Origin of the sequence: Mesorhizobium abyssinicae (assembly GCF_049887195.1) — a bacterium.
GTDB classification, from domain to species: Bacteria; Pseudomonadota; Alphaproteobacteria; order Rhizobiales; family Rhizobiaceae; genus Mesorhizobium; species Mesorhizobium abyssinicae.
Genome location: NZ_JARAKC010000015.1, coordinates 24,935 through 45,796 on the forward strand (window position 1 = coordinate 24,935; position 20,862 = coordinate 45,796).

General features: G+C 65.9%; 19 protein-coding genes. 10 read left to right on the top strand and 9 right to left on the bottom strand.

The window, feature by feature from the left end; genetic code table 11:
* Window positions 1-188: 188 nt before the first annotated feature.
* On the bottom strand, window positions 189-1,511 hold the full coding sequence (locus PU724_RS25100) for a DUF3422 family protein (RefSeq protein ID WP_354424156.1): 1,323 nt from the start codon (window positions 1,509-1,511) through the stop codon (window positions 189-191).
* 211 nt (window positions 1,512-1,722) lie between these two features.
* On the opposite strand from PU724_RS25100, the gene PU724_RS25105 reads away from it, so the two are divergent.
* The 3 genes from PU724_RS25105 to PU724_RS25115 are packed head-to-tail and all read left to right on the top strand — an operon-like array spanning window position 1,723 to window position 4,515.
* Window positions 1,723-2,520 (top strand): FadR/GntR family transcriptional regulator, encoded by a 798-nt coding sequence (locus tag PU724_RS25105; protein ID WP_126056410.1) that lies wholly within the window; start codon window positions 1,723-1,725, stop codon window positions 2,518-2,520.
* Window positions 2,521-2,542: 22 nt separating this feature from the next.
* Window positions 2,543-3,679, top strand: coding sequence for an alpha-hydroxy acid oxidase (locus PU724_RS25110; protein WP_127310491.1), 1,137 nt, complete (start codon window positions 2,543-2,545; stop codon window positions 3,677-3,679).
* A gap of 59 nt (window positions 3,680-3,738) precedes the next feature.
* A complete protein-coding gene (locus tag PU724_RS25115) occupies window positions 3,739-4,515 on the top strand; it encodes a metallophosphoesterase family protein (RefSeq protein ID WP_354424158.1) in 777 nt (258 codons plus the stop codon).
* 46 nt (window positions 4,516-4,561) lie between these two features.
* Here PU724_RS25115 and PU724_RS25120 read toward each other — a convergent pair whose 3' ends face one another.
* Both PU724_RS25120 and PU724_RS25125 read right to left on the bottom strand, forming a co-directional pair.
* The gene (locus tag PU724_RS25120; protein ID WP_280110155.1) at window positions 4,562-4,693 is read right to left on the bottom strand and encodes a hypothetical protein; all 132 of its coding nucleotides are present in this window, start codon (window positions 4,691-4,693) and stop codon (window positions 4,562-4,564) included.
* A gap of 435 nt (window positions 4,694-5,128) precedes the next feature.
* Window positions 5,129-5,827, bottom strand: a complete 699-nt coding sequence (locus PU724_RS25125) for a type 1 glutamine amidotransferase (protein ID WP_354424160.1) — start codon at window positions 5,825-5,827, stop codon at window positions 5,129-5,131.
* Between the two features lie 75 nt (window positions 5,828-5,902).
* Between PU724_RS25125 and PU724_RS25130 the strand changes: the two genes are divergently transcribed.
* The 4 genes from PU724_RS25130 to PU724_RS25145 all read left to right on the top strand — a co-directional run bounded on the left by PU724_RS25130 (window position 5,903) and on the right by PU724_RS25145 (window position 9,902).
* The gene (locus PU724_RS25130; RefSeq protein ID WP_127310494.1) at window positions 5,903-6,550 is read left to right on the top strand and encodes a hypothetical protein; all 648 of its coding nucleotides are present in this window, start codon (window positions 5,903-5,905) and stop codon (window positions 6,548-6,550) included.
* A gap of 31 nt (window positions 6,551-6,581) precedes the next feature.
* On the top strand, window positions 6,582-7,316 hold the full coding sequence (locus PU724_RS25135) for a 16S rRNA (uracil(1498)-N(3))-methyltransferase (RefSeq protein ID WP_354424163.1): 735 nt from the start codon (window positions 6,582-6,584) through the stop codon (window positions 7,314-7,316).
* Between the two features lie 104 nt (window positions 7,317-7,420).
* Window positions 7,421-8,794 carry a glutamate--cysteine ligase gene (locus PU724_RS25140; RefSeq protein ID WP_127283818.1) on the top strand — a complete coding sequence of 458 codons (1,374 nt, stop codon included), beginning with the start codon at window positions 7,421-7,423 and terminating at the stop codon, window positions 8,792-8,794.
* A 103-nt stretch (window positions 8,795-8,897) separates the two neighbouring features.
* The gene (locus tag PU724_RS25145) at window positions 8,898-9,902 is read left to right on the top strand and encodes a DUF937 domain-containing protein (RefSeq protein ID WP_354424165.1); all 1,005 of its coding nucleotides are present in this window, start codon (window positions 8,898-8,900) and stop codon (window positions 9,900-9,902) included.
* Between the two features lie 147 nt (window positions 9,903-10,049).
* On the opposite strand, the gene PU724_RS25150 is transcribed toward PU724_RS25145, so the two are convergent.
* The gene (locus PU724_RS25150; protein WP_127393045.1) at window positions 10,050-10,340 is read right to left on the bottom strand and encodes a DUF1127 domain-containing protein; all 291 of its coding nucleotides are present in this window, start codon (window positions 10,338-10,340) and stop codon (window positions 10,050-10,052) included.
* A gap of 178 nt (window positions 10,341-10,518) precedes the next feature.
* Between PU724_RS25150 and PU724_RS25155 the strand changes: the two genes are divergently transcribed.
* Window positions 10,519-11,475, top strand: a complete 957-nt coding sequence (locus PU724_RS25155; RefSeq protein ID WP_127283821.1) for a LysR substrate-binding domain-containing protein — start codon at window positions 10,519-10,521, stop codon at window positions 11,473-11,475.
* An 8-nt stretch (window positions 11,476-11,483) separates the two neighbouring features.
* Here PU724_RS25155 and PU724_RS25160 read toward each other — a convergent pair whose 3' ends face one another.
* The gene (locus tag PU724_RS25160) at window positions 11,484-13,712 is read right to left on the bottom strand and encodes a bifunctional diguanylate cyclase/phosphodiesterase (RefSeq protein WP_354424168.1); all 2,229 of its coding nucleotides are present in this window, start codon (window positions 13,710-13,712) and stop codon (window positions 11,484-11,486) included.
* Between the two features lie 122 nt (window positions 13,713-13,834).
* Here PU724_RS25160 and xseA point away from each other — a divergent pair, with 122 nt between their 5' ends.
* Both xseA and PU724_RS25170 read left to right on the top strand, forming a co-directional pair.
* Window positions 13,835-15,397 (top strand): exodeoxyribonuclease VII large subunit, encoded by a 1,563-nt coding sequence (xseA, locus tag PU724_RS25165; protein ID WP_354424170.1) that lies wholly within the window; start codon window positions 13,835-13,837, stop codon window positions 15,395-15,397.
* Between the two features lie 8 nt (window positions 15,398-15,405).
* Window positions 15,406-16,530 carry a DmpA family aminopeptidase gene (locus PU724_RS25170; RefSeq protein ID WP_354424172.1) on the top strand — a complete coding sequence of 375 codons (1,125 nt, stop codon included), beginning with the start codon at window positions 15,406-15,408 and terminating at the stop codon, window positions 16,528-16,530.
* 38 nt (window positions 16,531-16,568) lie between these two features.
* Here PU724_RS25170 and PU724_RS25175 read toward each other — a convergent pair whose 3' ends face one another.
* The 4 genes from PU724_RS25175 to PU724_RS25190 all read right to left on the bottom strand — a co-directional run bounded on the left by PU724_RS25175 (window position 16,569) and on the right by PU724_RS25190 (window position 20,861).
* Window positions 16,569-16,820: a DUF768 domain-containing protein gene (locus tag PU724_RS25175; RefSeq protein WP_127286754.1), complete on the bottom strand. Its 252-nt coding sequence runs from the start codon at window positions 16,818-16,820 to the stop codon at window positions 16,569-16,571.
* 512 nt (window positions 16,821-17,332) lie between these two features.
* The gene (locus PU724_RS25180) at window positions 17,333-18,244 is read right to left on the bottom strand and encodes an ABC transporter permease (protein WP_354424174.1); all 912 of its coding nucleotides are present in this window, start codon (window positions 18,242-18,244) and stop codon (window positions 17,333-17,335) included.
* Window positions 18,241-19,341, bottom strand: a complete 1,101-nt coding sequence (locus tag PU724_RS25185) for an ABC transporter permease (protein WP_354424176.1) — start codon at window positions 19,339-19,341, stop codon at window positions 18,241-18,243. Before PU724_RS25185 ends, PU724_RS25180 begins: the two co-directional genes overlap by 4 nt.
* The gene (locus PU724_RS25190; RefSeq protein WP_354424178.1) at window positions 19,338-20,861 is read right to left on the bottom strand and encodes an ABC transporter ATP-binding protein; all 1,524 of its coding nucleotides are present in this window, start codon (window positions 20,859-20,861) and stop codon (window positions 19,338-19,340) included. Before PU724_RS25190 ends, PU724_RS25185 begins: the two co-directional genes overlap by 4 nt.
* Window position 20,862: the final 1 nt, after the last annotated feature.

Sequence of the window (20,862 nt, forward strand, 5' to 3'; positions counted from 1 at the left end):
GTGCTTCCGCAGCGGCAATCTGCCGCTGATGTTCTCCCCCCTTGAGGGGGAGATGGCCGCGAAGCGGTCAGAGGGGGGTCGTTTCGCACAGATCGCCAGCGCATCTTCCGTCGCGAACGAGGTTGGCGCCCCACGCGAGGCGACCCCCTCCGTCGCCTTCGGCGACATCTCCCCCTCGAGGGGGGAGACTACTCGCCCGGATGCTTCGCCGGCTCAGAGTGCATGCGCCGCACGCGGCGCACACCCCACCAGACCAGCAGCACGGCGACCGGCACCACGGCGGCGGTGACGATTTCGGGCGCGAAGGCGTGGCCGAAGATCGAGGCGCCCTTGGCGAGATAGGAGATGAGGCCGACGACGTAATAGGAAACGGCGGCAACGGAAAGCCCCTCGACCGTCTGCTGGAGGCGCAGCTGCAGGCGGGCGCGGTTGTTCATCGAGGCCAGCAGGTCGCGGTTCTGCTTCTCGACCTCGACATCGACCCAGGTGCGCAGGAGCGTGGTGGCGCGGGTGAGTTTGCGCGACAGGTTGGCCTGCCGCTCCTCGACCGAGCGGCAGGTGCGCATGGCCGGCGCCATGCGCCGCTGCAGGAAGCCCGCCCAGGTGTCGTAGCCGGACACCGGCTCTTCCTCCAATGCCTCGAGCCGCTCGACGACAATGCCGTCATAGGCGCGGCTGGCGCCGAAGCGATAAAGGCTGGAGGCGGCATCCGCCTCCAATTCGGCGGCCAGCTCGGTCAGGTCGGCAAGCAGCGTCTGGCTGTCGCGGGTCTCCGCCCCCTTCATTTCCAGCGTCGTCTGCGCCAGCCGGTCCTCGATGCGGCGGGCGCGGCCGGAGAGCGTCAGCGCCAGCGGCAGGCCAAGCATGGCCAGCGTCCGGTAGGTCTCGATGTCGAGCAGCCGCTGTGACAGCGCGCCGGTGCTGGCCGGCGTCAGGCCGCGGTCGAGCACCAGCATGCGCGTCAGGCCGTCGCCGTCCTGGCGGAAGTCGGTGACGATGGCCGCGTTGCCTCGGCCGACCAGAGAGTAGCAGAGGCTGGTCGGGTCGAAATCGGCAATGAGCTTTTCGCTGGTTTGCGTCCATTTACGGATCTCGAGCCTGATCCCGGATATGACCGTGCCCGGCGGCGAAAACCCGTTACCGAAGGGCGAATCTTCCGGCGATCCGGCGCTTTCGGCAAGCGGCCCTTCCCACAGGTAGGTGGAGAATTCGGTGTGCCGTTCCCAGCGCAACGAGCCCTTGCCCCACTTCATGGCATGGTGGCGGGCCTGGCGGTCGGGGGCGGCGATGCCAAGGCGTCGCGACATCTCCGAAAGCACCGCGTGGTCGACGCCGGAGCCGCCTTCGGTCATGAAGGAAAGCTGGATCAGCACGCGCGACTTCTCGATCAGCGGATGCGGTCGGGCATGGACCTCGCCAAGCGCGCCGGCGCGGCCACCATGCGCCGGAAAACCCATGACGCTGCCCTGGGCGCGTGGTTGGAATTCGAGATTGGACGTCTCGTCCGACACGGCCGGTCCCCCTTGTTCTTGACCCTGCGTGTATCGGCGTCCTCTAGGGCCAATCGCCCGGAGACGCAAACAACAAAGTTTAGCTGACGGGCATATAGGAAGGCGGCGTCGGCAGCGAGCCACATCGGAGGAATTGGATAAATAATTTGACCAGTTGGGGACAGAGGCTCTAATCTGGGCGACAACCGCTTCCCTTTCCCAGGCGCCCCCGTTGAGCGATATTTTCTCCAGGATCGAGCATTCGCGCACCGCCGACGAGGTGGTGCAGCAGATCGAGAGCCTGATCCTGGAAGGCGTGCTGCGCACCGGCGATCGGCTGCCGGGCGAGCGCGAGCTGGCGCGCCAGTTCGACGTGTCGCGGCCGATCCTGCGCGACGCGCTGAAGGCGCTGGAGGGGCGCGGGCTGCTGACGACCAAGGCCGGCGGCGGCACCCATGTCGCCGACGTCATCGGCCAGCTGTTCACCAAGCCGGTGACCGACCTCATCTCGATGCACCGCAAGGCGGTGACCGACTATCTGGAGTATCGCCGCGAGATCGAGGCTGTCGCCGCCGAATATGCGGCGCGGCGCGCCACGCCGGAGGACCTTACGCTGCTCGACAGCATCATGGCGCGCATGGACGAGGCGCACCGCACCGGCGATTTCGACGACGAGGCCGAGATCGACATCGAGTTCCACCACGCCATCTCGGAATGCGCGCACAACATCATCCTGCTGCATACGCTGCGCTCCTGCTACCGGCTGTTGTCGGAAGGCGTGTTCCAGAACCGGCTTCTGGTGTTCAGCGTGCCCGGCGCGCGCGAGGCGCTGCTTCACCAGCACCGGGCGATCTATGCGGCGATCAAGGCCGGCGATCCGGCGGCTGCCCGGCAAGCGGCCATGGACCACATCTCCTATGTCGAGCGCTCGATGCTCGAGGCCGAACGCAGCGGCGACTGGCAGCGCGTGTCACGGCTGAGGCTGAGACAGCGCTCCGACGCCGGCGACGGCGCCAAGACAACGAATTAGCGAACACCCAGCGGGAAAGACCATGAGCGACATCCTCACCATTGCCGATCTGAAGGACCTGGCGCGCCGCCGCGTGCCGAAGATGTTCTTCGACTACGCCGATTCCGGCGCCTGGACCGAAAGCACCTACCGCGCCAACGAGGAGGATTTCGCCAAAATCAAGTTCCGCCAGCGCGTGCTGGTCGATATGAGCAACCGCTCGCTGGAAACGACCATGATCGGCGAGAAGGTGGCGATGCCGGTGGCGCTGGCGCCAACCGGGCTGACCGGTATGCAGCACGCCGATGGCGAGATGCTGGCGGCCCAGGCGGCGGAGGAGTTCGGGGTGCCGTTCACGCTGTCGACGATGAGTATCTGCTCGATCGAGGATGTCGCCTCGGTGACGAAAAAGCCGTTCTGGTTCCAGCTCTACGTGCTGCGCGACAAGGACTTTGTCCTCAACCTCATCGACAGGGCAAAGGCGGCGAATTGCTCGGCTCTGGTGCTGACGCTCGACTTGCAGATCCTCGGCCAGCGCCACAAGGATGTCCGCAACGGGCTGTCGGCGCCGCCGAAGATGACGCTCGCCAACATCATCGACCTGGCGCTCAAGCCGCGCTGGTGCCTGGGCATAGCTGGCACCAAGCGCCGCACCTTCCGCAACATTGTCGGACACGCCAAGGGGGTCGGCGACGTCTCTTCGCTGTCGTCGTGGACGACGGAGCAGTTCGATCCGCAGCTTTCGTGGAAGGATGTCGCCTGGATCAAGGAACGCTGGGGCGGCAAGCTGATCCTGAAGGGCATCCTCGACAAGGAGGACGCGCTGATGGCGGCCCAGACCGGCGCCGATGCGATCGTCGTTTCCAACCATGGCGGACGCCAACTCGACGGCGCCGCCTCGTCGATCGAGGTGCTAGAGGAGATCGCCGACGCCGTCGGCGACAGGATCGAGGTGCACATGGATGGCGGCATCCGCTCGGGCCAGGACGTGCTCAAGGCGCTCTGCCTCGGCGCCAAGGGCACCTATATCGGGCGGCCCTTCCTCTACGGCCTCGGCGCCATGGGTAAGGACGGGGTCACCAAGGCGCTGGAGATCATCCGCAAGGAGATGGACATCACGCTGGCGCTGTGCGGTAAGCGTTTGGTAACCGACATGGGCAAGGACCAGCTGAGGCGCTAGGGCCTATTCACCTATCCGCCCTAGTTTCCCGTGATGATCGATACGGGAAGACGCTCGCCGTGACCGAAACCGGCATCCACTATCTCGACGCGCGCGGGCCGGAAGGCATGCGGCTCTACGCCATCGGCGACGTGCATGGCCGGCTCGACCTTCTGGCCGCCATGCACCGCCGGATCGAAAGCGAGCTCGAATACAAGCCGACCGCCGACTGGCGCGTCATCCATCTCGGCGACTATACAGACCGTGGCCCGGATTCCAGGGGCGTGATCGATTTCCTGTTCGACGCAAGGGCACGAGACCCGCGCCGTCTGATGCTTGCCGGCAACCACGATGTCGGCTTCCTCGACTTTCTCGCCGAGCCCGACGCGGACGGCCTGTTCATGCGCTATGGCGGCATCCAAACGGCGCAGTCCTACGGCGTGACGCTGCCCGCGGCCAGTGGCTGGTTCGGCACGGCGGAGACGGCATTGCGGGAGGGACACGCGACCCTGGTCGCGGCCGTACCGCGAGCCCATGTCGACTTCTTGCGCTCACTGCCGTTTTCGGTGGCGTTCGGCGACTTCTTCTTCTGCCATGCCGGCATTCGGCCAGGCGTACCGCTCGAAAGCCAGAGTCCGCAGGACCTGATCTGGATTCGCGACGCCTTTCACGATCACCCCGGCCTTTATCCGAAGGTGATCGTGCATGGGCACACACCGGTGCCGGAGGCCGAAATCATGGCCAACCGCGTCAATGTCGACACGCTCGCATGGCATTCGGGAACGCTCAGCGCGCTCGTCGTCGACGGCGCGGATAAGCGCATCCTGACGGTCGAAGCGCAGCGGTTCCAGTCATGATCCCGGCTATGGGATCAGCTTTCCGTTTGTCGGGAAGGACCAGGCTTTAGCGAAGGGCGGCGGTGACGCCGTAGCCGTCGACGGCCTGGTGATTGTTGGCGGCGTCGGCCGAATAGATGCCGAGGCCGCACAGGACGATGGCAGACAGCATGACAAAGGACAGAAGCGCTGCTTTCACGGACGTCATCTCTGGTTGAGCTTCCTGCATCTGTGCACGACCCGGTTACCAATGCGTTGAAACGATAAAATGCGTCTCAATGTTTCGACGATTTCGCGTTTCTAAGCAGATTCCGTATCGCCGATGTGTCGCGCGGATCACACAGAAGGTTCATCGCGGTTGCACCGGCGATACAAAGCGCGCGCCTTCTAGGATGGCGCGCGGACACAAACCAAGGATGAAAAGGGTTTTCCCCAGCCGGAACTGCCGTGGCGTGCCAATAATGTCACGCCGCCCCAGGTCGGTGTGCGCCAAGGTGGGTTGAGATTCAGGTCAGGCCGAGCCGAAAACTATGGCTTTTGAGAACCGGAGCGGAGCGCACTTTGAAGTACGCGAGCACCGGAAGCGCAGGAAGCCATTGTTTGCAGGCCGGCCTCACCCGAATATCGACACTCCTCAGATGGTCGCCACCCAGGCGCGGGCAATGGCCAGACCGGCGGCGTCGGCATCGGAACCGTTGCGGGTGATTTCGCCGTCGAGCCGGTCGTTCCAGTCGGGATGGCGCTCGGCGATGAGGGAGGCGAAGGACGTGCTCCAGTCGCGCACCATCGGCGTGTCCGCCTCGAAATGGAACTGGAAGCCGTAAACGGCGCGGCCAAGGCGGAAGGCCTGGTTCTCGGCGACGGCGCTGCCTGCCAGCCGCACGGCATTCTGCGGCAGCACGAAGGTGTCGTCGTGCCATTCGAAGATCGGGAAATTCTCCGGCAAGGCAGCCAGCACCGGATCGGTCTTCGCCGCCGGCGTCAGCGACACCTGGTGCCAGCCGAACTCGGTGGCACCGCCGATCTGGTTCTCGCCGCCGAAGGCCCGCGCCAGCAACTGGCTGCCGAGGCAGATGCCGAGCACCGAGCGGTCCCTGTCGGCGAAGTCGCGGGTCAGATCGAGCAGTTCGGGGAAATAGGGGCAAAGCTCGTCATCGAGCGCGTTCTGGGCGCCGCCGAGCACGACCATGGCGTCATGCTCGCCGCTGTGCACGGGCAAGGCCTCGCCGTTGTAGGGCTTGCGCAGATCGATATCGGCGCCGGCCTCGACCAGCGCTGCGCCGATCTGGCCAAGGCCTTCATTGTCGAAATTCTGGACGACCAGGACGCGCATCGAAACCCTGCTGACATAATATTGAGCCCGCGAGCGATATCATGGCGCCCGCATCGCAGCCAAGAAGGAACGCCTATGCCACTGCAGAACCGGGTCGACCCGTTCGGCGCCATCCATGCCGTGCCCGAACGCGGCCTGTTCACCGGCAATCGCGGCATCATCCACGACCCCGAGACGAAGACCTTGCTGAAGAAGCGCTGGGCGCTACAGGCCTGGATCATCTGCGTGTGCCAATTTCGCAATGTGCGACGCGAGCCGATGGGCCGCAACAGGCCGGGCGGCAAGGCGGGCTGGACCGAACTGTTCTTCCTCGACGAGGTGACGGCGCTGGCCGCCGGCCATCGGCCCTGCTTCTTTTGCCGGCGCGAACGGGCCAGCGACTTCGTCCGCCGGTTCGGCGAGGCCTCCGCCATCGCCGAGCCGCGCGCGCCGATGCTCGACAAGCGGCTGCACAAGGAGCGGCTGGCCTCGGGCGGCCAGCCGCCAACGGTCAAGCCGGAAGAGCTGGCCGCCCTGCCCGATGGCAGCATGATCGCGGACGGCAACACGGCCTATGCGCTGCGTGGCGGCAAGGCGCTGCGCTGGTCGTTCGCGGGCTATGGCACACCGGCCGCTTTTGGCGACCTGGCTGGCCGGCCGCTTCGCCTGCTGACACCGGCGACCACCATCTCGGTGCTGCGGCAAGGCTACGCGCCGGCATGGCACCCTTCGGCCGAGGCTTGACGGCAAAGTCCGCCTCGCCCATTGCTCGGCGATGCGCGCCAATTACAAGATGCAGCGGCTGTTCGTGCCGGACGACCTCGGAGCGGGCATCGAATTCGATGCCGGGCAGCAGCAAAGCCATTACCTGATGCATGTGCTGCGTCTTTCCGAAGGCGTCGAGATCCTGGTCTTCAACGGCCGCGACGGCGAATGGTCGGCGGCGATCGCCGCCAGATCCAAGAAGGCGGTGCGGCTGAAGGTGCTCGACCAACAGCGGCCGCAGCCGCCGCTGCCCGACCTCGTCTACTGCTTCGCGCCGCTGAAGCAGGGGCGGCTCGATTATCTGGTGCAGAAGGGGGTCGAGATGGGCGCCGGTATCCTGCAGCCGGTGATCACCCAGCATACGCAGGTTGCAAAACCGAGCATCGAGCGGCTGCGCGCCAATGTCGTCGAGGCGGCCGAGCAATGCGGCATTCTCGCCGTGCCCGAGGTGCGCGAGGCGGAAAAGTTCGAGCGCCTGCTGACAGGCTGGGACAAGGAACGGCGGCTGATCTTCTGCGACGAGGATGCCTCGACCAACAACCCTCTGCCGGCGCTGCAGGCGGTCGGCGAGACAAAGCTCGCGCTGCTGGTCGGGCCGGAAGGCGGCTTTTCCGACGACGAGCGCAAGATGCTGAGGGCATTGCCTTTCGTCACCGCCATCCCGCTCGGGCCACGCATCCTGCGCGCCGACACCGCCGCGGTGGCCGCGCTCGCGGTGATGCAGGCCACGATCGGCGACTGGTGATCAAATCCAGTTGAGCCTTGGCTCAGGATTTTTCGCTTGATCGGCTACTGACATTTCGTCCATTTAGCGCCCGGCGGCGAGATAGCCGCTGCGGAGGGCTTCCCATGGCGCGCGACACAACCGATTTCCGGCCCATCGAGGGCGTCGACGAGCTCGTCGCCTATCTTGCCGAAGGCAACAAGCCGCGCGAGCAATGGCGCATCGGCACCGAGCACGAGAAGTTTCCGTTCTATGTCGACGGCAACGCGCCGGTGCCGTATGGCGGCGAGCGCGGCATCCGCGCCATTCTCGAAGGCATGCAGCAAAAACTCGGCTGGGACCCGATCCTGGACGACGGACGCATCATCGGCCTGGTCGAGCCGACCGGCCAGGGGGCGATCTCGCTGGAGCCCGGCGGCCAGTTCGAACTGTCGGGCGCGCCGCTGGAGTCGATCCACCAGACCTGCCGCGAGGGCAACGCGCACCTCTCCCAGGTGCGCGAGATCGCCGAACCGCTGGGCATCCGCTTCCTCGGCCTCGGCGGCAGCCCGAAATGGTCGCTCGCCGAAACGCCGAAAATGCCGAAGTCGCGCTACGAGATCATGACGCGCTACATGCCGAAGGTCGGCACCAGGGGCCTCGACATGATGTACCGCACCTGCACCATCCAGGTGAACCTCGACTTCGAGAGCGAGGCGGACATGCGCCGCAAGATGCAGGTCTCGCTCAAGCTGCAGCCCCTGTCGACGGCGCTGTTCGCCAACTCGCCCTTCACCGAAAGCCGGCCGAACGGACTGCAGAGCTGGCGCGGCGATATCTGGCGCGACACCGACAACCAGCGCTCCGGCCTGCTCGAATTCTGCTTCTCGCCCGATTTCGGCTTCGCCGACTATGTCGAATGGGCGCTCGACGTGCCGATGTATTTCGTCATCCGCGACGGCCACTATCACGACATGACGCACATCACCTTCCGCCAGTTCATGGCAGGGGCCGCCCGCAATGAGGTCCCGGACGGGCTGCCGACGATGGGCGACTGGGCGAACCATCTGTCGACGCTGTTCCCCGACGTCAGGCTGAAGCGCTTCCTCGAAATGCGCGGCGCCGACGGCGGGCCGTGGCGACGCATCTGCGCGCTGCCGGCCTTCTGGGTCGGGCTGCTCTACGACGAGGCGGCGCTGGAGGCCGCCGAGGCGCTGACCGCGAGCTGGACCTACAAGGAAGTGCTGGCAATGCGCAACGCGGTGCCGGAGCTGGGCATTTCGGCGCCGTTCCGCAACACGACCTTGCGCGATGTCGCCCGCGACGTGCTCGCCATTTCGCGCTCGGGGCTGAAGAACCGCGCCCGCAAGAACCGCGACGGCTATGACGAGACCTCGTTCCTGAACACGCTGGACGAAGTCGTGGCGCGCGGCACGACCAGCGCCGAGGAAATGCTGTCGGCCTACCACACGCGCTGGGGCGGCTCGATCGAGCCCGTGTTCATGGAATATGCTTACTGACCCTTCGCCGTCCGCCCGGCGGAGAGGGCGGCAAAAGCCGCTTCAATCAGCGATGGAAACGAACTAGGCTTCTCCAACGAGGATGTTCCCGGAGGAGAACCCAATGCCTTCCCTGTTCGACATATTCGCCCAGGCCCAGAACGGCGCCGGCATGCAGGCGCTGGCTCAGCAGTTCGGGCTTTCGATGCAGCAGACCCAGGCCGCGGTCGAGGCGCTGCTGCCGGCCTTTTCGCAAGGGCTGCAGCGCAACACGGCCGACCCCTACGGGCTCGGCGCTTTCATGACGGCGATGGCGAGCGGCCAGCACGCCAAATATTTCGAGGACGCGACCCGGGCCTTCTCGCCGCAAGGCATCAACGAGGGCAACGGCATTCTTGGCCATCTGTTCGGCTCGAAGGAGCTGTCGCGGGCCGTCGCCAGCCAGGCCGCGCAAGCGACCGGTCTCAGCCAGCAGGTGCTGCAGCAGATGCTGCCGGCGATGGCCTCGATGATGATGGGCGGGCTGTTCAAGCAGACCACCAACCAGATGCAGGCGGCGGGCGGCTTCGGCGGCGGCGGCAATCCGCTCGGCGAGATCATAGATCAGATGATGCGACAGGCGGGCGGTAGCGCGCAGCAGCCGCAACAGGCGCCCAATCCCTACGGCGACAACCCGCTCGGCAAGGTGCTGCAGGACATGTTCGGCGGCGGCGCGCAGCAGCCGCAGAGCCAGCCGCAGCAGGCGCCCAATCCCTATGGCGACAACCCGCTCGGCAAGGTGCTGCAGGACATGTTCGGCGGCGGCGCGCAACAGCCGCAAGGCCGGACGCAGCCGCAGACGCAAAGCCCCTATGGCGACAACCCGCTGGGCAAGATGTTCGAGGAGATGCTGCGGCAAGGTGGCGGCGGTTTCGGCTTGCCCGGGGCCGAGCCGGCGCCGCAGCAACCGCAGGCGTCTCAGCCACGCCAGGCGCCGCAGCCGCAGACCAATCCGAGCGGCAGGCCGCGGAACCCGTTCGACGATATCTTCGGCAAGATGTTCGAAACCGGTGCGCAGCAGCGCGACGAGTATCAGAAGGGCATGGAGACGATCTTCGATCAGTTCAAGCGGGGCATGGATCGACGATAGCCCGAAAAGAAAGCCCGGTCCTTGGGAGGACCGGGCAGCGTGCAGGCAGGCCGGGGGGAACCGGCAGGGAGTGGGGAGCCTGCATGAACCTTGGTCGCCGCGCCCCTTGAAAAGGTTCCGGGCGACCTGAATGCGCCGCCGGCTCGATCAAGCCACCTTGCGGGCAAGATCCTCGATCGTGTCGACCCGGTCGCTGGCGATCGCGCGCAGCTTCACGGTCGGATCACGGCCAAAGGGCACGGCAACGGCGACGTGGAGGTCGGCGCGCGTCAGGCCGATGTCGGCGAGCTCGGCGTCCGACATCTCGCCGAGGCGATAGAATTCGCGGCGGTTTTTCCAGGCGCGGTAGGCATCGGCGACGGCATTGAGCACGCGCGTCGCAACGGCCGGACGCGTGGTGATGCGCGAGGTCTCGGTGGCGAAATCAAACGTGGTCATGTCAGTCCTCCTTCAGAGTCGAGCAGACGAAGCCGGGCAAACGTCGCTGGGAGGAGCGCCGTTCCGGTCTCGATTCACATGCCTTCATGTGGATGTTGGAGAATGTGCCACCGTGCGATTGATTAATCCAACGAATGTTTCTAATCTTTAGCATCAACATCAATGATGGATTGGACCGATGAAAGCGCCGCTCGATCTCGATCAGTTGCAGACCTTCATCTCGATCGCCGATACCGGCAGCTTCACCCGCGCGGCGGAAGAGGTGCACCGGACGCAGTCGGCGGTGTCGATGCAGATGCGCCGGCTGGAGGAGCGGATCGGCAAGCCGCTGTTCGAAAAGGACGGCCGCACCAACAAGCTGACCGAGGAAGGCGACAGGCTGCTTTCCTATGCAAGGCGGCTGATCTTCCTCAACCGGGAGACGCTGGCCGCCTTCGACGACAAGCGGCTGGAAGGCACGATCCGCATCGGCACGCCGGACGACTACGCCGACCGCTTCCTGCCCGAGATCATGGCGCGCTTCACGCGCTCCAATCCGCGGGTCGAGCTGACCGTCATCTGCGAGCCGACGCCCGGACTTGTCGAACACATCAAGCGCGGCAATCTCGACCTGGCCCTGGTGACGCACAACGACACGCGCGGCCAGTCGGAAGTGGTGCGGCGCGAGCCGCTGTTGTGGGTGACTTCGGCAAACCATGCCACGCATGAGCAGGAAATCCTGCCGATGGCCTTCGGCCGGCCGAACTGCATCTGGCGCCGCGCCGCCGTCGACGTGCTCGACCGGCAGAACCGCGAGTACCGCATCCTGTTCTCCAGCTTCTCGGCGACCGTCATCACCGCCGCGGTGCTTTCCGGCCTCGCGATCTCGGTGCTGCCCGAATGCGCGCTGCGGCCCGGCATGCGCGTGCTCGGCGAGGCCGACGGCTTCGGCACCCTGCCCGACTGCCGCATCGGCATCATGCGCGGCCAGACCTCGCAGCCGGAGATCGTCGACGCGCTTGCCCGCCACATCTGCGAAAGCCTCGACAACATATCGGTGCCGCTCGGCGAAGAGACGGGAAGCTTCGATTTCGCCGCGCTCGCCTTCACCAAGATGAAGCGGACCAAGCCGAACCAGATCATGCCGGGCTGGTAGGGTCTTTCCTAGGCACGCGCGGCCGCTGGCACGACGTCGTGCGGCGAAGCGAGGCCGGAAAGGCCGAGCAACTGGGCCGGTTCGAGCGGTGGCGACAGGAAATAGCCCTGGAACTGCCGGCAGCCCATGGCGACCAGCAGGATCTTCTGCGCCTCGGTCTCGACGCCCTCGGCGGTGACGTCGACGCCGAGCGCGACGGCGAGGTCGATCAGCGCCTTGACGATCGCCGCCGCATTGGCCTCGCCGTCGAGCAGCCGCACAAAGGAGCGGTCGATCTTGAGCTTGTCGATGGCGTGGCGGCGCAGATAGCTCAGCGACGAATAGCCGGTGCCGAAATCGTCGAGCACGATGCCGACACCGGACTCGCGCAAGGCCGTCAGAGCCGCCCGCGAGGCATCGCTGTTTTCCAGAAGCACGCTCTCGGTGATCTCGAGCTGCAGGCGCTGCGGCGCCAGGCCGGTATCGGCGAGGATCGATGCAACCTGTTCGGCAAAGCCGGCGTCACGCAACTGCAGCGGCGACACATTGACGGCCAGCCACGGCAATTCGGTGCGTACGGCGAAGCGGCAGGCTTCCTGCAGCACCCATGCGCCGAGCTGGCCGATCATGCCGCGCTCCTCGGCAATGGCGATGAACTGCGCCGCCGGCAATGCGCCATGCACCTCATGCCCCCAGCGGATCAGCGCCTCCGCGCCAAGGATCGTCTTGCCGTTTGCCGCGAACACCGGCTGGTAGGCGAGCCCGATGCCGGTGCCGCCATCGAGGGCCTTGCGAAGCTCGGTCTCGACCTTGCGCTTGCGCAAGAGAAGGTCGTCCATGTCGCCGGCGAAGACCTGGTGCCGGCCGCGGCCATTCTTCTTGGCCTCGTAAAGCGCGATGTCGGCCTTGCGCAGCAGATCGTCGGCATCGATCTCGGCGCCGACCGACAGCGCGATGCCGATGCTGGCGCTGATGAAGACCTGATCGTCGATCAGCTTGAACGGTTCCTGCAGCTTCTGCAGCAGCCGCTCGGCGATATCCTCCGCGGCGCGGATATCGCGGATGTCGATGAGGATCAGCGCGAATTCGTCACCGCCCAGGCGCGCCACGGTGTCGACTTCACGAACGGTATGCTGGAGCCTGGCCGCCGTCTGGCGCACCAGTTCGTCGCCAGCCGGATGGCCGAGCGTGTCATTGATATGCTTGAAGCGGTCGAGATCGAGGTAGAGCAGCGCCACTTTCCCCATATCGTGACCGGCCGTGTCGTGAGTAGTCCTGAGCAGGGCCCGCCGGAGCCGATCCTCGAACAGGGCGCGGTTGGGCAGACCCGTGAGCGTGTCGTGGAAAGCGAGGTATTGCGCCTCGTCCTGGCTGGTCTGCAGCGCCGACGATGCGCGGCGCAGGCGGCGCAGCAGGAAGGCGAGCACGCTCGCCGCGAGCAGCAGGCCGATTACCAAGGCCGGGGCCGCCTTGCGCACCAGCGTCAGGCCGGGCCGTTCCTGGTCCCAGCCGATATAGCCGAGGATGACACCGCGAGAATCCAACAGCGGAATGGCAGCCGAGCCGGTCGGCTGCGACAGCGGCAGCAGATGCGCGCCGTCCAGCAGATATTTTTCGGCGATCTTGCCGATCACCTTGTCGCTGATGAACTCGACCGAGATGTGGAGGTATTCGCTGCCCGGTGCCTGGGTGAGCCGGTTCGTGCTGGGGACGAGCGGCATGATGCTGAGAATGGCCGGCTTGCCGCCGAGCGACACCAGGTCCTCGCCGACCATCTTCGCCGGCACGGCCGAAGCGTCCTCGCTCGGCGGCTCGGCCATCTTGGCGCGCAGACTTTCGATGGTGGGCAGCAATGCGGGCGCGTCCTCGCCATAGACGGACGGATCGAGCACCTTGCCTTCCCGCATGGCGTGAACCGGATGGTTTGCGGCATCCAGCACATAGACCCGGTTGTGGCCGTAATAGGAGTACATCCAGACGCTGAGGTTCTCCTCTATCCAGGCCTGGTTTCCCGCCTTCACGTTGATGATGGAATCATCCCAGACGGTCACGCTCTCCTGCTCGCGCTCCACCGCCGCGATCTGATCCTTCAAACCATTGGCAAAGAATATCTTTTGCCGCTCGAGCGAGACATGATCGGCCTGGGCAGTGGCGTAGAAGCCGAAGCCGAAGACCATGGCCAGCGCGAAGGCGGCGAGCATCAGCACGGTCAGCGTGACCTGATGCGTCAATGGGCTGTTGCTTGCGCGTGCGCTCATGCGTTCCTGGCCAGCTGCGTTGCCGACAAGTCAAAGCAAATCGGGCTTAAGATCGCGTTATAATATTAGCGCGGATTGAGCGCCGCCTTGACGCGGACGGGCAACCACCCCTCAATCGGCCGATGAGCGATACGGCATCCGAATCACGCAGCAATGCCACCGAATACACGGTTAGCGAGATCTCCGGCGCGCTGAAGCGCACGGTCGAGGACGCGTTCGGCAATGTGCGGGTGCGCGGCGAGATTTCCGGCTACCGCGGCCCGCATTCGTCCGGCCACGCCTATTTCGCATTGAAGGACGACCGCGCGCGGCTCGATGCCGTGGTGTGGAAGACCACGATGAGCCGGCTGAAATTCCGCCCCGAGGAAGGGATGGAGGTGATCGCCACCGGCAGGCTGACGACCTATCCCGGCAAGTCCAACTACCAGATCGTCATCGACAATCTGGAACCGGCCGGTGCCGGCGCGCTAATGGCGCTGCTCGAGGAACGCAAGCGCCGGCTGCAGGCCGAGGGCCTGTTCGATGCCGGCCGCAAGCGGCGGCTGCCGTTCATGCCCGGGGTCATCGGCGTCGTCACCTCGCCGACCGGCTCGGTGATCCGCGACATCATCCACCGCATCAAGGACCGCTTCCCGCTGTACGTACTGGTCTGGCCGGTCAGGGTGCAGGGCGAGACGGCGGGCGCGGAAGTGACCGCCGCGGTCAACGGCTTCAACGCGCTCGCCCGGGATGGCGCCATCCCTCATCCCGACGTGCTGATCGTGGCGCGCGGCGGCGGCAGCCTCGAGGATCTCTGGGGCTTCAACGACGAGGCCCTGGCGCGCGCGGTCGCCGCCTCGCGCATTCCGGTCATCTCCGCCGTCGGCCACGAGACGGACTGGACGCTGATCGACTTCGCGGCCGACATGCGGGCGCCGACGCCGACGGGCGCGGCCGAGATCGCCGTGCCGGTCAGGGCCGACCTCGAAGCGACGCTGGCAAGCCTCGCAGCACGGCTCAGAGCTTGCGCCTCGCGCAATCTCGAACGCAAGCGCCAAGCGGTGCGCGCGGCGGCGCGGGCGCTGCCCTCGCCCGACCAGTTGTTGGCCCTGCCACGCCGCCGCTTCGACGAGGCGACGAGCCGGCTCGGCCGGGCCCTGACGGTGAGCATCGAGCGCAAGCGCGCAAGGCTGGAGCGGCAGCGGCTGACGCCCGCCACACTCTCCCGCCGCATCAACGAAGCGCGCACGCTGACCGGCCGCGATCTCGCCCGCGCACAGGCGGCGTTCTTTGCCATCGCGCGCGAGAGGCGGGCACGCTTCAAACGCACCGCCGCAAGGCTGTCGCCGGCGCCGATCGTCAGGCGTCAGAAGGCTCAAGGCGACACTCTGACCGGGCTGACGCGGCGCCAGGACCATGCCATCGCGCGACGGCTGGACCGGTTGCGCGCGAACCTGACCCAGGCCGACCGGCTTTTGTCGACGCTGTCGCACAAGGCGGTGCTGGCGCGCGGCTTCGCGCTGGTCAAGGATGCCGAAGGCGCGGTGATCAAGCTGGCGGCGGACGTGGTACCAGGGGCGGCGCTGTCGCTGGAATTCGCCGACGGCAGCGCCGACGCGGTCGCCACCGGCGGCGGCGCGCGGCCCAAGGCGTCGGCCAAACCAGCCAAGCCAAGGGAGCCGGGCAATCAAGGCTCGCTGTTCTGAGGCGCGGCATGACAGGACATGATCCGCATCTCCTGACGCCGTCCCGAAAGCAGCGCGCCCGCGCTTTCGGCATCGGCTTCGACGGCACGCCCGGGGAGTTCAATGCCATCACCGACGTGCCGGGCGTTTCGGTGGGCTATACGACGCTGATCTCGGGCGACGGGCCGCTGGTCGTCGGCAAGGGGCCGGTGCGCACCGGCGTGACCGCCATCCTGCCCAGGCCGATTGCTGAACTCGCGACGCCGGTCTTTGCCGGCGTCTTCAGCCAGAACGGCAACGGCGAACTGACGGGAACGCACATCATCGAGGAGACCGGCGCCTTCAATTTCCCGGTCACCATCACCAACACGCATTCCTGCGGCGTCACCCGCGACGGCACGCTGCGCTGGATGCACAAGGTGCTGCCGGCCGCGCTCGACACAGGCTGGGGCCTGCCGGTGGGGGCGGAGACCTTTGACGGCTTCCTCAACGATATCAACGGCCATCACGTCAACTTCGACGACGTTGCCGGCGCGCTCGACAGCGCTGCCATCGGCGCTATCGAGGAAGGCAGCGTCGGCGGCGGCACCGGCATGATCACCTTCGGCTTCAAGGCCGGGTCCGGCACCGCATCGCGCATCGTCGCATGGCAGGACAGCCGCTACACCGTCGGGGTGTTCGTGCAGGCGAATTTCGGCAAGCGGCGCAATTTCACCCTGCGCGGCCAGCGCGTCGGGCCGGATCTCGCCGAACCGGCGATCCGCGAGGGCACGCCGCGCGCCGAAAAGGGTTCGATCATCGCCATCGTCGCCACCGACGCGCCGTTCCTGCCGCATCAGATGAAGCGGCAGGCAAGGCGTGTGCCGCTCGGCATCGCCATGACCGGCGGCTACGGCTACCACAGCTCGGGTGACATTTTTCTCGCCTTCTCGACCGCCAACCCGGAGGCTGCGCTCGGACCGTCAGGACGGATCGCGCGTGCCGATTTCGTTCCGGACGTCGATATCGATCCGTTTTTCGATGCGGTGGTGCAAGGGGTGGAGGAAGCGATCCTCAACGCGCTGGTCGCCAATGAGGACATGACAGGGCGGGATGGCAATTTCGTGCCGGCGCTGCCGAAGGCCTGGCTTCAGGCCAAATTCCCGAAAGGGTAGTCGCTGCCTGGGACAGGCGCGCCCCGCCCGGGTCTAGCTCACTCGGACGGCTTGTCCGGATGGGTTTCTTGCTCGGCCTCGGCGGCCTCTTCGAGGCGCGATGCGATCAATTCCTTGATGTCGCCGACCTCTTCCTGGATGTCCTCAAGAAGAATGCCCTCCTCGGCCGCCTTGGCCGCGCATTCCCTGGCGAGGGTCTCGGCCTGCGTGTCGATCTTTACCGGCGAGTGCTGGCAATGGACCTTCTCGCCAATCCACCCCCGCAAGAACTCGATCGCATGTTCACTCATACTGCTTTTCCCTAGCGGCTATGCCGGTTGGTAATCATAAACGTCGGCACCCCGCAAAGGATGCATGCACCCATTCCAGCCGAGTCGGCATCTCCCGGCAAGTTGATCTTGCCCGAGGTCCACAGCGTGCGAGAGGAGGGAAGCGTCAAGGGACACGTTCTGATCGTTGAGGATGATGGTGGAGGCGGCTGGGATACCCAGCATCATGCTATTGTTTCTATTTTGCTTTTCCGGTTTTCAGACCGATTTGCATCACAATAGGTGTCAGCACATTCGCAGCGCCGTCGACCGCCCAATACCCGGGGCGCGTCGCCGAAGCCGCCGGTATATAGTGATATCCTCATGCGATGTCGACTCTCCTGGTTGCGGTGCTTCTTTCCGCCGCAATGAGGGGTCTGCCGGGGGCTGTCGGCGGCGTGGCAGGCCGGCAGCCCCGAACTGGCACCCGACCATCGGCGTTGCCGTTTCGCCGGGGCAGATGGCATTGGCCGCATTGCGGCGCATCCGTGGTGCTAGCGCTCGAAAGGCTCTCCCAGCGAGGCAACGCCGTTGAGCTTGAGCAGCCGCCGGTTCGACGAGATGATGCCAAGCACGATGACTGTCACGAGATAGGGCAGGCTCGACAGAAGTTGCGAGGAAACGCCCAGCCCGGTCGCCTGTGCCGCCAGACTTGCCAGGGACACGGCGCCGAAGAGACACGCGCCGGAAAAGATACGGCTGGTGAGCCAGGTGCCGAAGACGACCAGCGCAATCGCAATCCAGCCGCGCCCGGCGATCATGCCATCGGCCCACAGCGGCGTGTAGACCACGGCTGCGTAGGCGCCGGCAAAACCCGCCAGCACGCCGCCGAAGGCGACGGCGGCAAAGCGCACGGCGATCACCGGATAGCCGAGCGCATGCGCCGCCTTGGGGTTCTCGCCGACGGCGCGGACGACGAGACCGGTCTTGGTGTAGGCGAACGTCGCCCAGATGGCGACGGTCGCGGCAAGCGAAAGCCACACGACAATGTCCTGAGCGAACAGGCCGCCGACGACCGGGATATCCGACAGCCAGGGCAATGACAGCTTCGGCAGCCCCCTGACCGTGAGGCTCTCGTAGCTCTTGCCGAACAGCGCCGAGAGGCCCTGGCCGAGTATGCCTATGGCGAGGCCGACCGCGACCTGGTTGGCGCGGAATCCCAGCGCGATGACGGCAAAGACAAGGGAAAGCGCGGCACTGGCAAGGCCGGCGGCGAGGAATCCGAGCAGATGCCCGCCGCCCTGATAGACGACGATGAAAGCAATCACGGCGCCGAGGGCCATCAGTCCCTCGACGCCGAGATTGAGGACGCCGGCCCGCTCGGCCACCAGTTCGCCGAGCGCCGCCAGAAGGAACGGCGTGGCTGCCGCCAGCATCCCGGCGACGATGAACTCAACGGCGTTCATGAGGTGCTTCCGTGGGCGGCATGGCGCCAGACGAGCCGGTAGCGGACGAAGGCGATGGCGACGAGATAGGCAAGCAGCAGGCTGCCCTGGAAGACCCGGACCGCTGCGACCGGCAGATTTGCCGAGACCATGGCATTATCGCCACCGATATAGAGGGCCGCCATCAGCAGCGCGGAAAAGACGATGCCAACCGGGTGAAGGCCACCGAGATAGGCGACGATGATGGCGGCGTAGCCGTAACCGGTCGAGATGGAGCGCTGCAACTGGCCAAGCGGCCCGGCCACCTCGGCCGCTCCTGCGAGGCCTGCAGCGAAACCACCGATGAGCAGCGAAAGCCAGATCGCGCGCCCTTCGTTGAAGCCGGCGTATCCGGCCGCGTGCGGCGCGAGGCCGCCGACCTGCAGCTTGTAGCCAGCGAAACTCCTCTGCATGAAGACCCAGGCCGCGAGGGAGAATGCGAAGGCGACAAGCAGCGAGACGTTGACCCGGGTGCCGGGGATCAGGATCGGCACCATCGCGTCATACTGGAACATCACCGATTGCGGGAAGTTGAAGCCGGCCGGATCCTTCCAGGGGCCGAGAAGCAGATAGTTGAGCAATTGCGCGGCGACGAGCGCCAGCATGAGCGACACCAGAATCTCGTTTGCGTTGAGCCTGACGCGCCAGAAGGCGGTGAGCGATGCCCACAGCGCGCCGCCCAGCGCGCCGATGACGAGCATGGAGGGCCAGATCCACTGGCCCGTCGCGGCTGGAAACCAGATTGGGATAGCCGATGCGAAGATCGCGCCGAGGATGAACTGGCCCTCGGCGCCAATGTTGAAGACCTTTGCGCGAAAGCCGATGGCAAGCCCCTGCGCGATGAGCAGGAGCGGCCCGGTCTTGAGCAGGACTTCCGAGAACGAGGCCCAGGACAGGAAGGGTTCCAGAAGCATCGCGTGGAAAACGGCAACCGGATCGCGGCCCATGAGCAGGTAGAGCCCGAGATTGAGGAGCGTCGCCAGGCCGAGCGCCACGGGCGGGGCGACCAGCTTGACGGTAAGCGAGGCATGCTCCCGGCGAACCAGAACGGGAAGGAACGGCCTGGAGGAAGCGATCATGCAGGGACTTTCCTGGCCGTCGAATGGGCGCCGATCATGTAGCGGCCGATCTCCTCGGGTCTGGTGTCGCGCGTCACCAGCGGCGGGCTAAGCCGGCCCTGATGGATCACCTGGATCGAATCGCAGAGTTCGAACAGCTCCTCCAGTTCCTCCGAGATGACGAGGATGCCCACGCCATCGTTGCGCAGGGCGACAAGGCGCCGGCGGATGGCGGCGGCCGCGCCGATGTCCACGCCCCAGGTCGGTTGCGCCACGAACAGCAATTTCGGCGACAGCATGATCTCGCGGCCGACGATGAACTTCTGCAGATTGCCCCCCGAGAGCGCGCCGGCCTCCGCTTCGGAACCGGGCGTGCGCACGTCGTATTGGCGGATGCAGTCCTCGGTGAAAGCCTTCGCCCGCGTCGTGTCGACGAGGCCGCGCTTCAGCAGGCCGAACGGATGGGCGGTCAGAAGGCTGTTGAGGACAAGCGACATTTCGGGCACCGCGCCGCGGCCGAGCCGTTCCTCCGGAACGAAAGCCAAGCCCAGCCGGCGCCGGGCCGCCGCATCGAGCGCGCCGACATCCTTTCCCATCATGAAGATACGGTCGGACTTTTCGCGCGGCAGCACCGTCTCGCCCGAAATCAGCGCCGCGAGTTCGCTCTGCCCGTTGCCCGATATGCCCGCGATGCCGAGGATCTCGCCAGCCCGCACCGTCAGGCTGACGTCGGAAAGCGGCACCGCGAAGGGATCGTCCGGCCGATGGTCGAGGCCGACGATCTCGAGGCGCGTGTCGCCGCCGGAATGCGCGATCGCCGGCATGGGCTGCGGCATGTCGCGGCCGATCATCATGCGGGCGAGGTCGTGCGCGTCGTGGTCGCGCGGGTCCACATTGCCGGTGACGCGCCCGCCACGCAGGATGGTCGCACGGTCGCAGACCGCGCGGATCTCCTCCAGCTTGTGCGAGATGAAGAGGATGGAAACGCCGCCGTCGCGCAGCCGCCGCAAGGTCTCGAACAGCTTGTCGACCGATTGCGGCGGCAGGACGGAGGTCGGTTCGTCGAGGATCAGAAGCTGGGGTTCGGTCATCAGGCAGCGGATGATCTCCACCCGCTGCCGTTCTCCGACCGAGAGCGCGTGCACATGGGCGAGCGGATCGACTTGAAGTCCGAAGTCGCGGCCGAGCGCACGTATGCGTTGCGCCAGATCCGATTTGCTTGCGGGCACGACTAGGCGGATGTTCTCCACCACCGTCAGCGTCTCGAACAAGGAGAAATGCTGGAAGACCATGCCGATCCCCTTGCGCCTCGCATCCGCGGGGGAAGCGAGGGCCAGGGGTTCGCCTTTCCAGATCACCGTTCCGGCGTCGGGCTGCTCGACGCCGTAGATCAGCTTCATCAGCGTCGACTTGCCCGCTCCGTTTTCGCCAAGGATCGCGTGGATCGAGCGCGGAGCCACGTCCAGATCGATGTCTCGATTGGCATGTATCTGGCCGTAGCTCTTGGAGATGCCGCGCAGCGACAGGAGCGGGACGGTCATG

Coding starts and splice junctions, on each gene's coding strand:
- PU724_RS25185 (WP_354424176.1), bottom strand. CDS start 19,341: ATGATCGCTTCCTCCAGGCCGTTCCTTCCCGTTCTGGTTCGCCGGGAG.
- PU724_RS25150 (WP_127393045.1), bottom strand. CDS start 10,340: ATGACCACGTTTGATTTCGCCACCGAGACCTCGCGCATCACCACGCGT.
- PU724_RS25130 (WP_127310494.1), top strand. CDS start 5,903: ATGCCACTGCAGAACCGGGTCGACCCGTTCGGCGCCATCCATGCCGTG.
- PU724_RS25110 (WP_127310491.1), top strand. CDS start 2,543: ATGAGCGACATCCTCACCATTGCCGATCTGAAGGACCTGGCGCGCCGC.
- xseA (WP_354424170.1), top strand. CDS start 13,835: ATGAGCGATACGGCATCCGAATCACGCAGCAATGCCACCGAATACACG.
- PU724_RS25170 (WP_354424172.1), top strand. CDS start 15,406: ATGACAGGACATGATCCGCATCTCCTGACGCCGTCCCGAAAGCAGCGC.
- PU724_RS25180 (WP_354424174.1), bottom strand. CDS start 18,244: ATGAACGCCGTTGAGTTCATCGTCGCCGGGATGCTGGCGGCAGCCACG.
- PU724_RS25135 (WP_354424163.1), top strand. CDS start 6,582: ATGCGCGCCAATTACAAGATGCAGCGGCTGTTCGTGCCGGACGACCTC.
- PU724_RS25140 (WP_127283818.1), top strand. CDS start 7,421: ATGGCGCGCGACACAACCGATTTCCGGCCCATCGAGGGCGTCGACGAG.
- PU724_RS25190 (WP_354424178.1), bottom strand. CDS start 20,861: ATGACCGTCCCGCTCCTGTCGCTGCGCGGCATCTCCAAGAGCTACGGC.
- PU724_RS25145 (WP_354424165.1), top strand. CDS start 8,898: ATGCCTTCCCTGTTCGACATATTCGCCCAGGCCCAGAACGGCGCCGGC.
- PU724_RS25175 (WP_127286754.1), bottom strand. CDS start 16,820: ATGAGTGAACATGCGATCGAGTTCTTGCGGGGGTGGATTGGCGAGAAG.
- PU724_RS25155 (WP_127283821.1), top strand. CDS start 10,519: ATGAAAGCGCCGCTCGATCTCGATCAGTTGCAGACCTTCATCTCGATC.
- PU724_RS25125 (WP_354424160.1), bottom strand. CDS start 5,827: ATGCGCGTCCTGGTCGTCCAGAATTTCGACAATGAAGGCCTTGGCCAG.
- PU724_RS25160 (WP_354424168.1), bottom strand. CDS start 13,712: ATGAGCGCACGCGCAAGCAACAGCCCATTGACGCATCAGGTCACGCTG.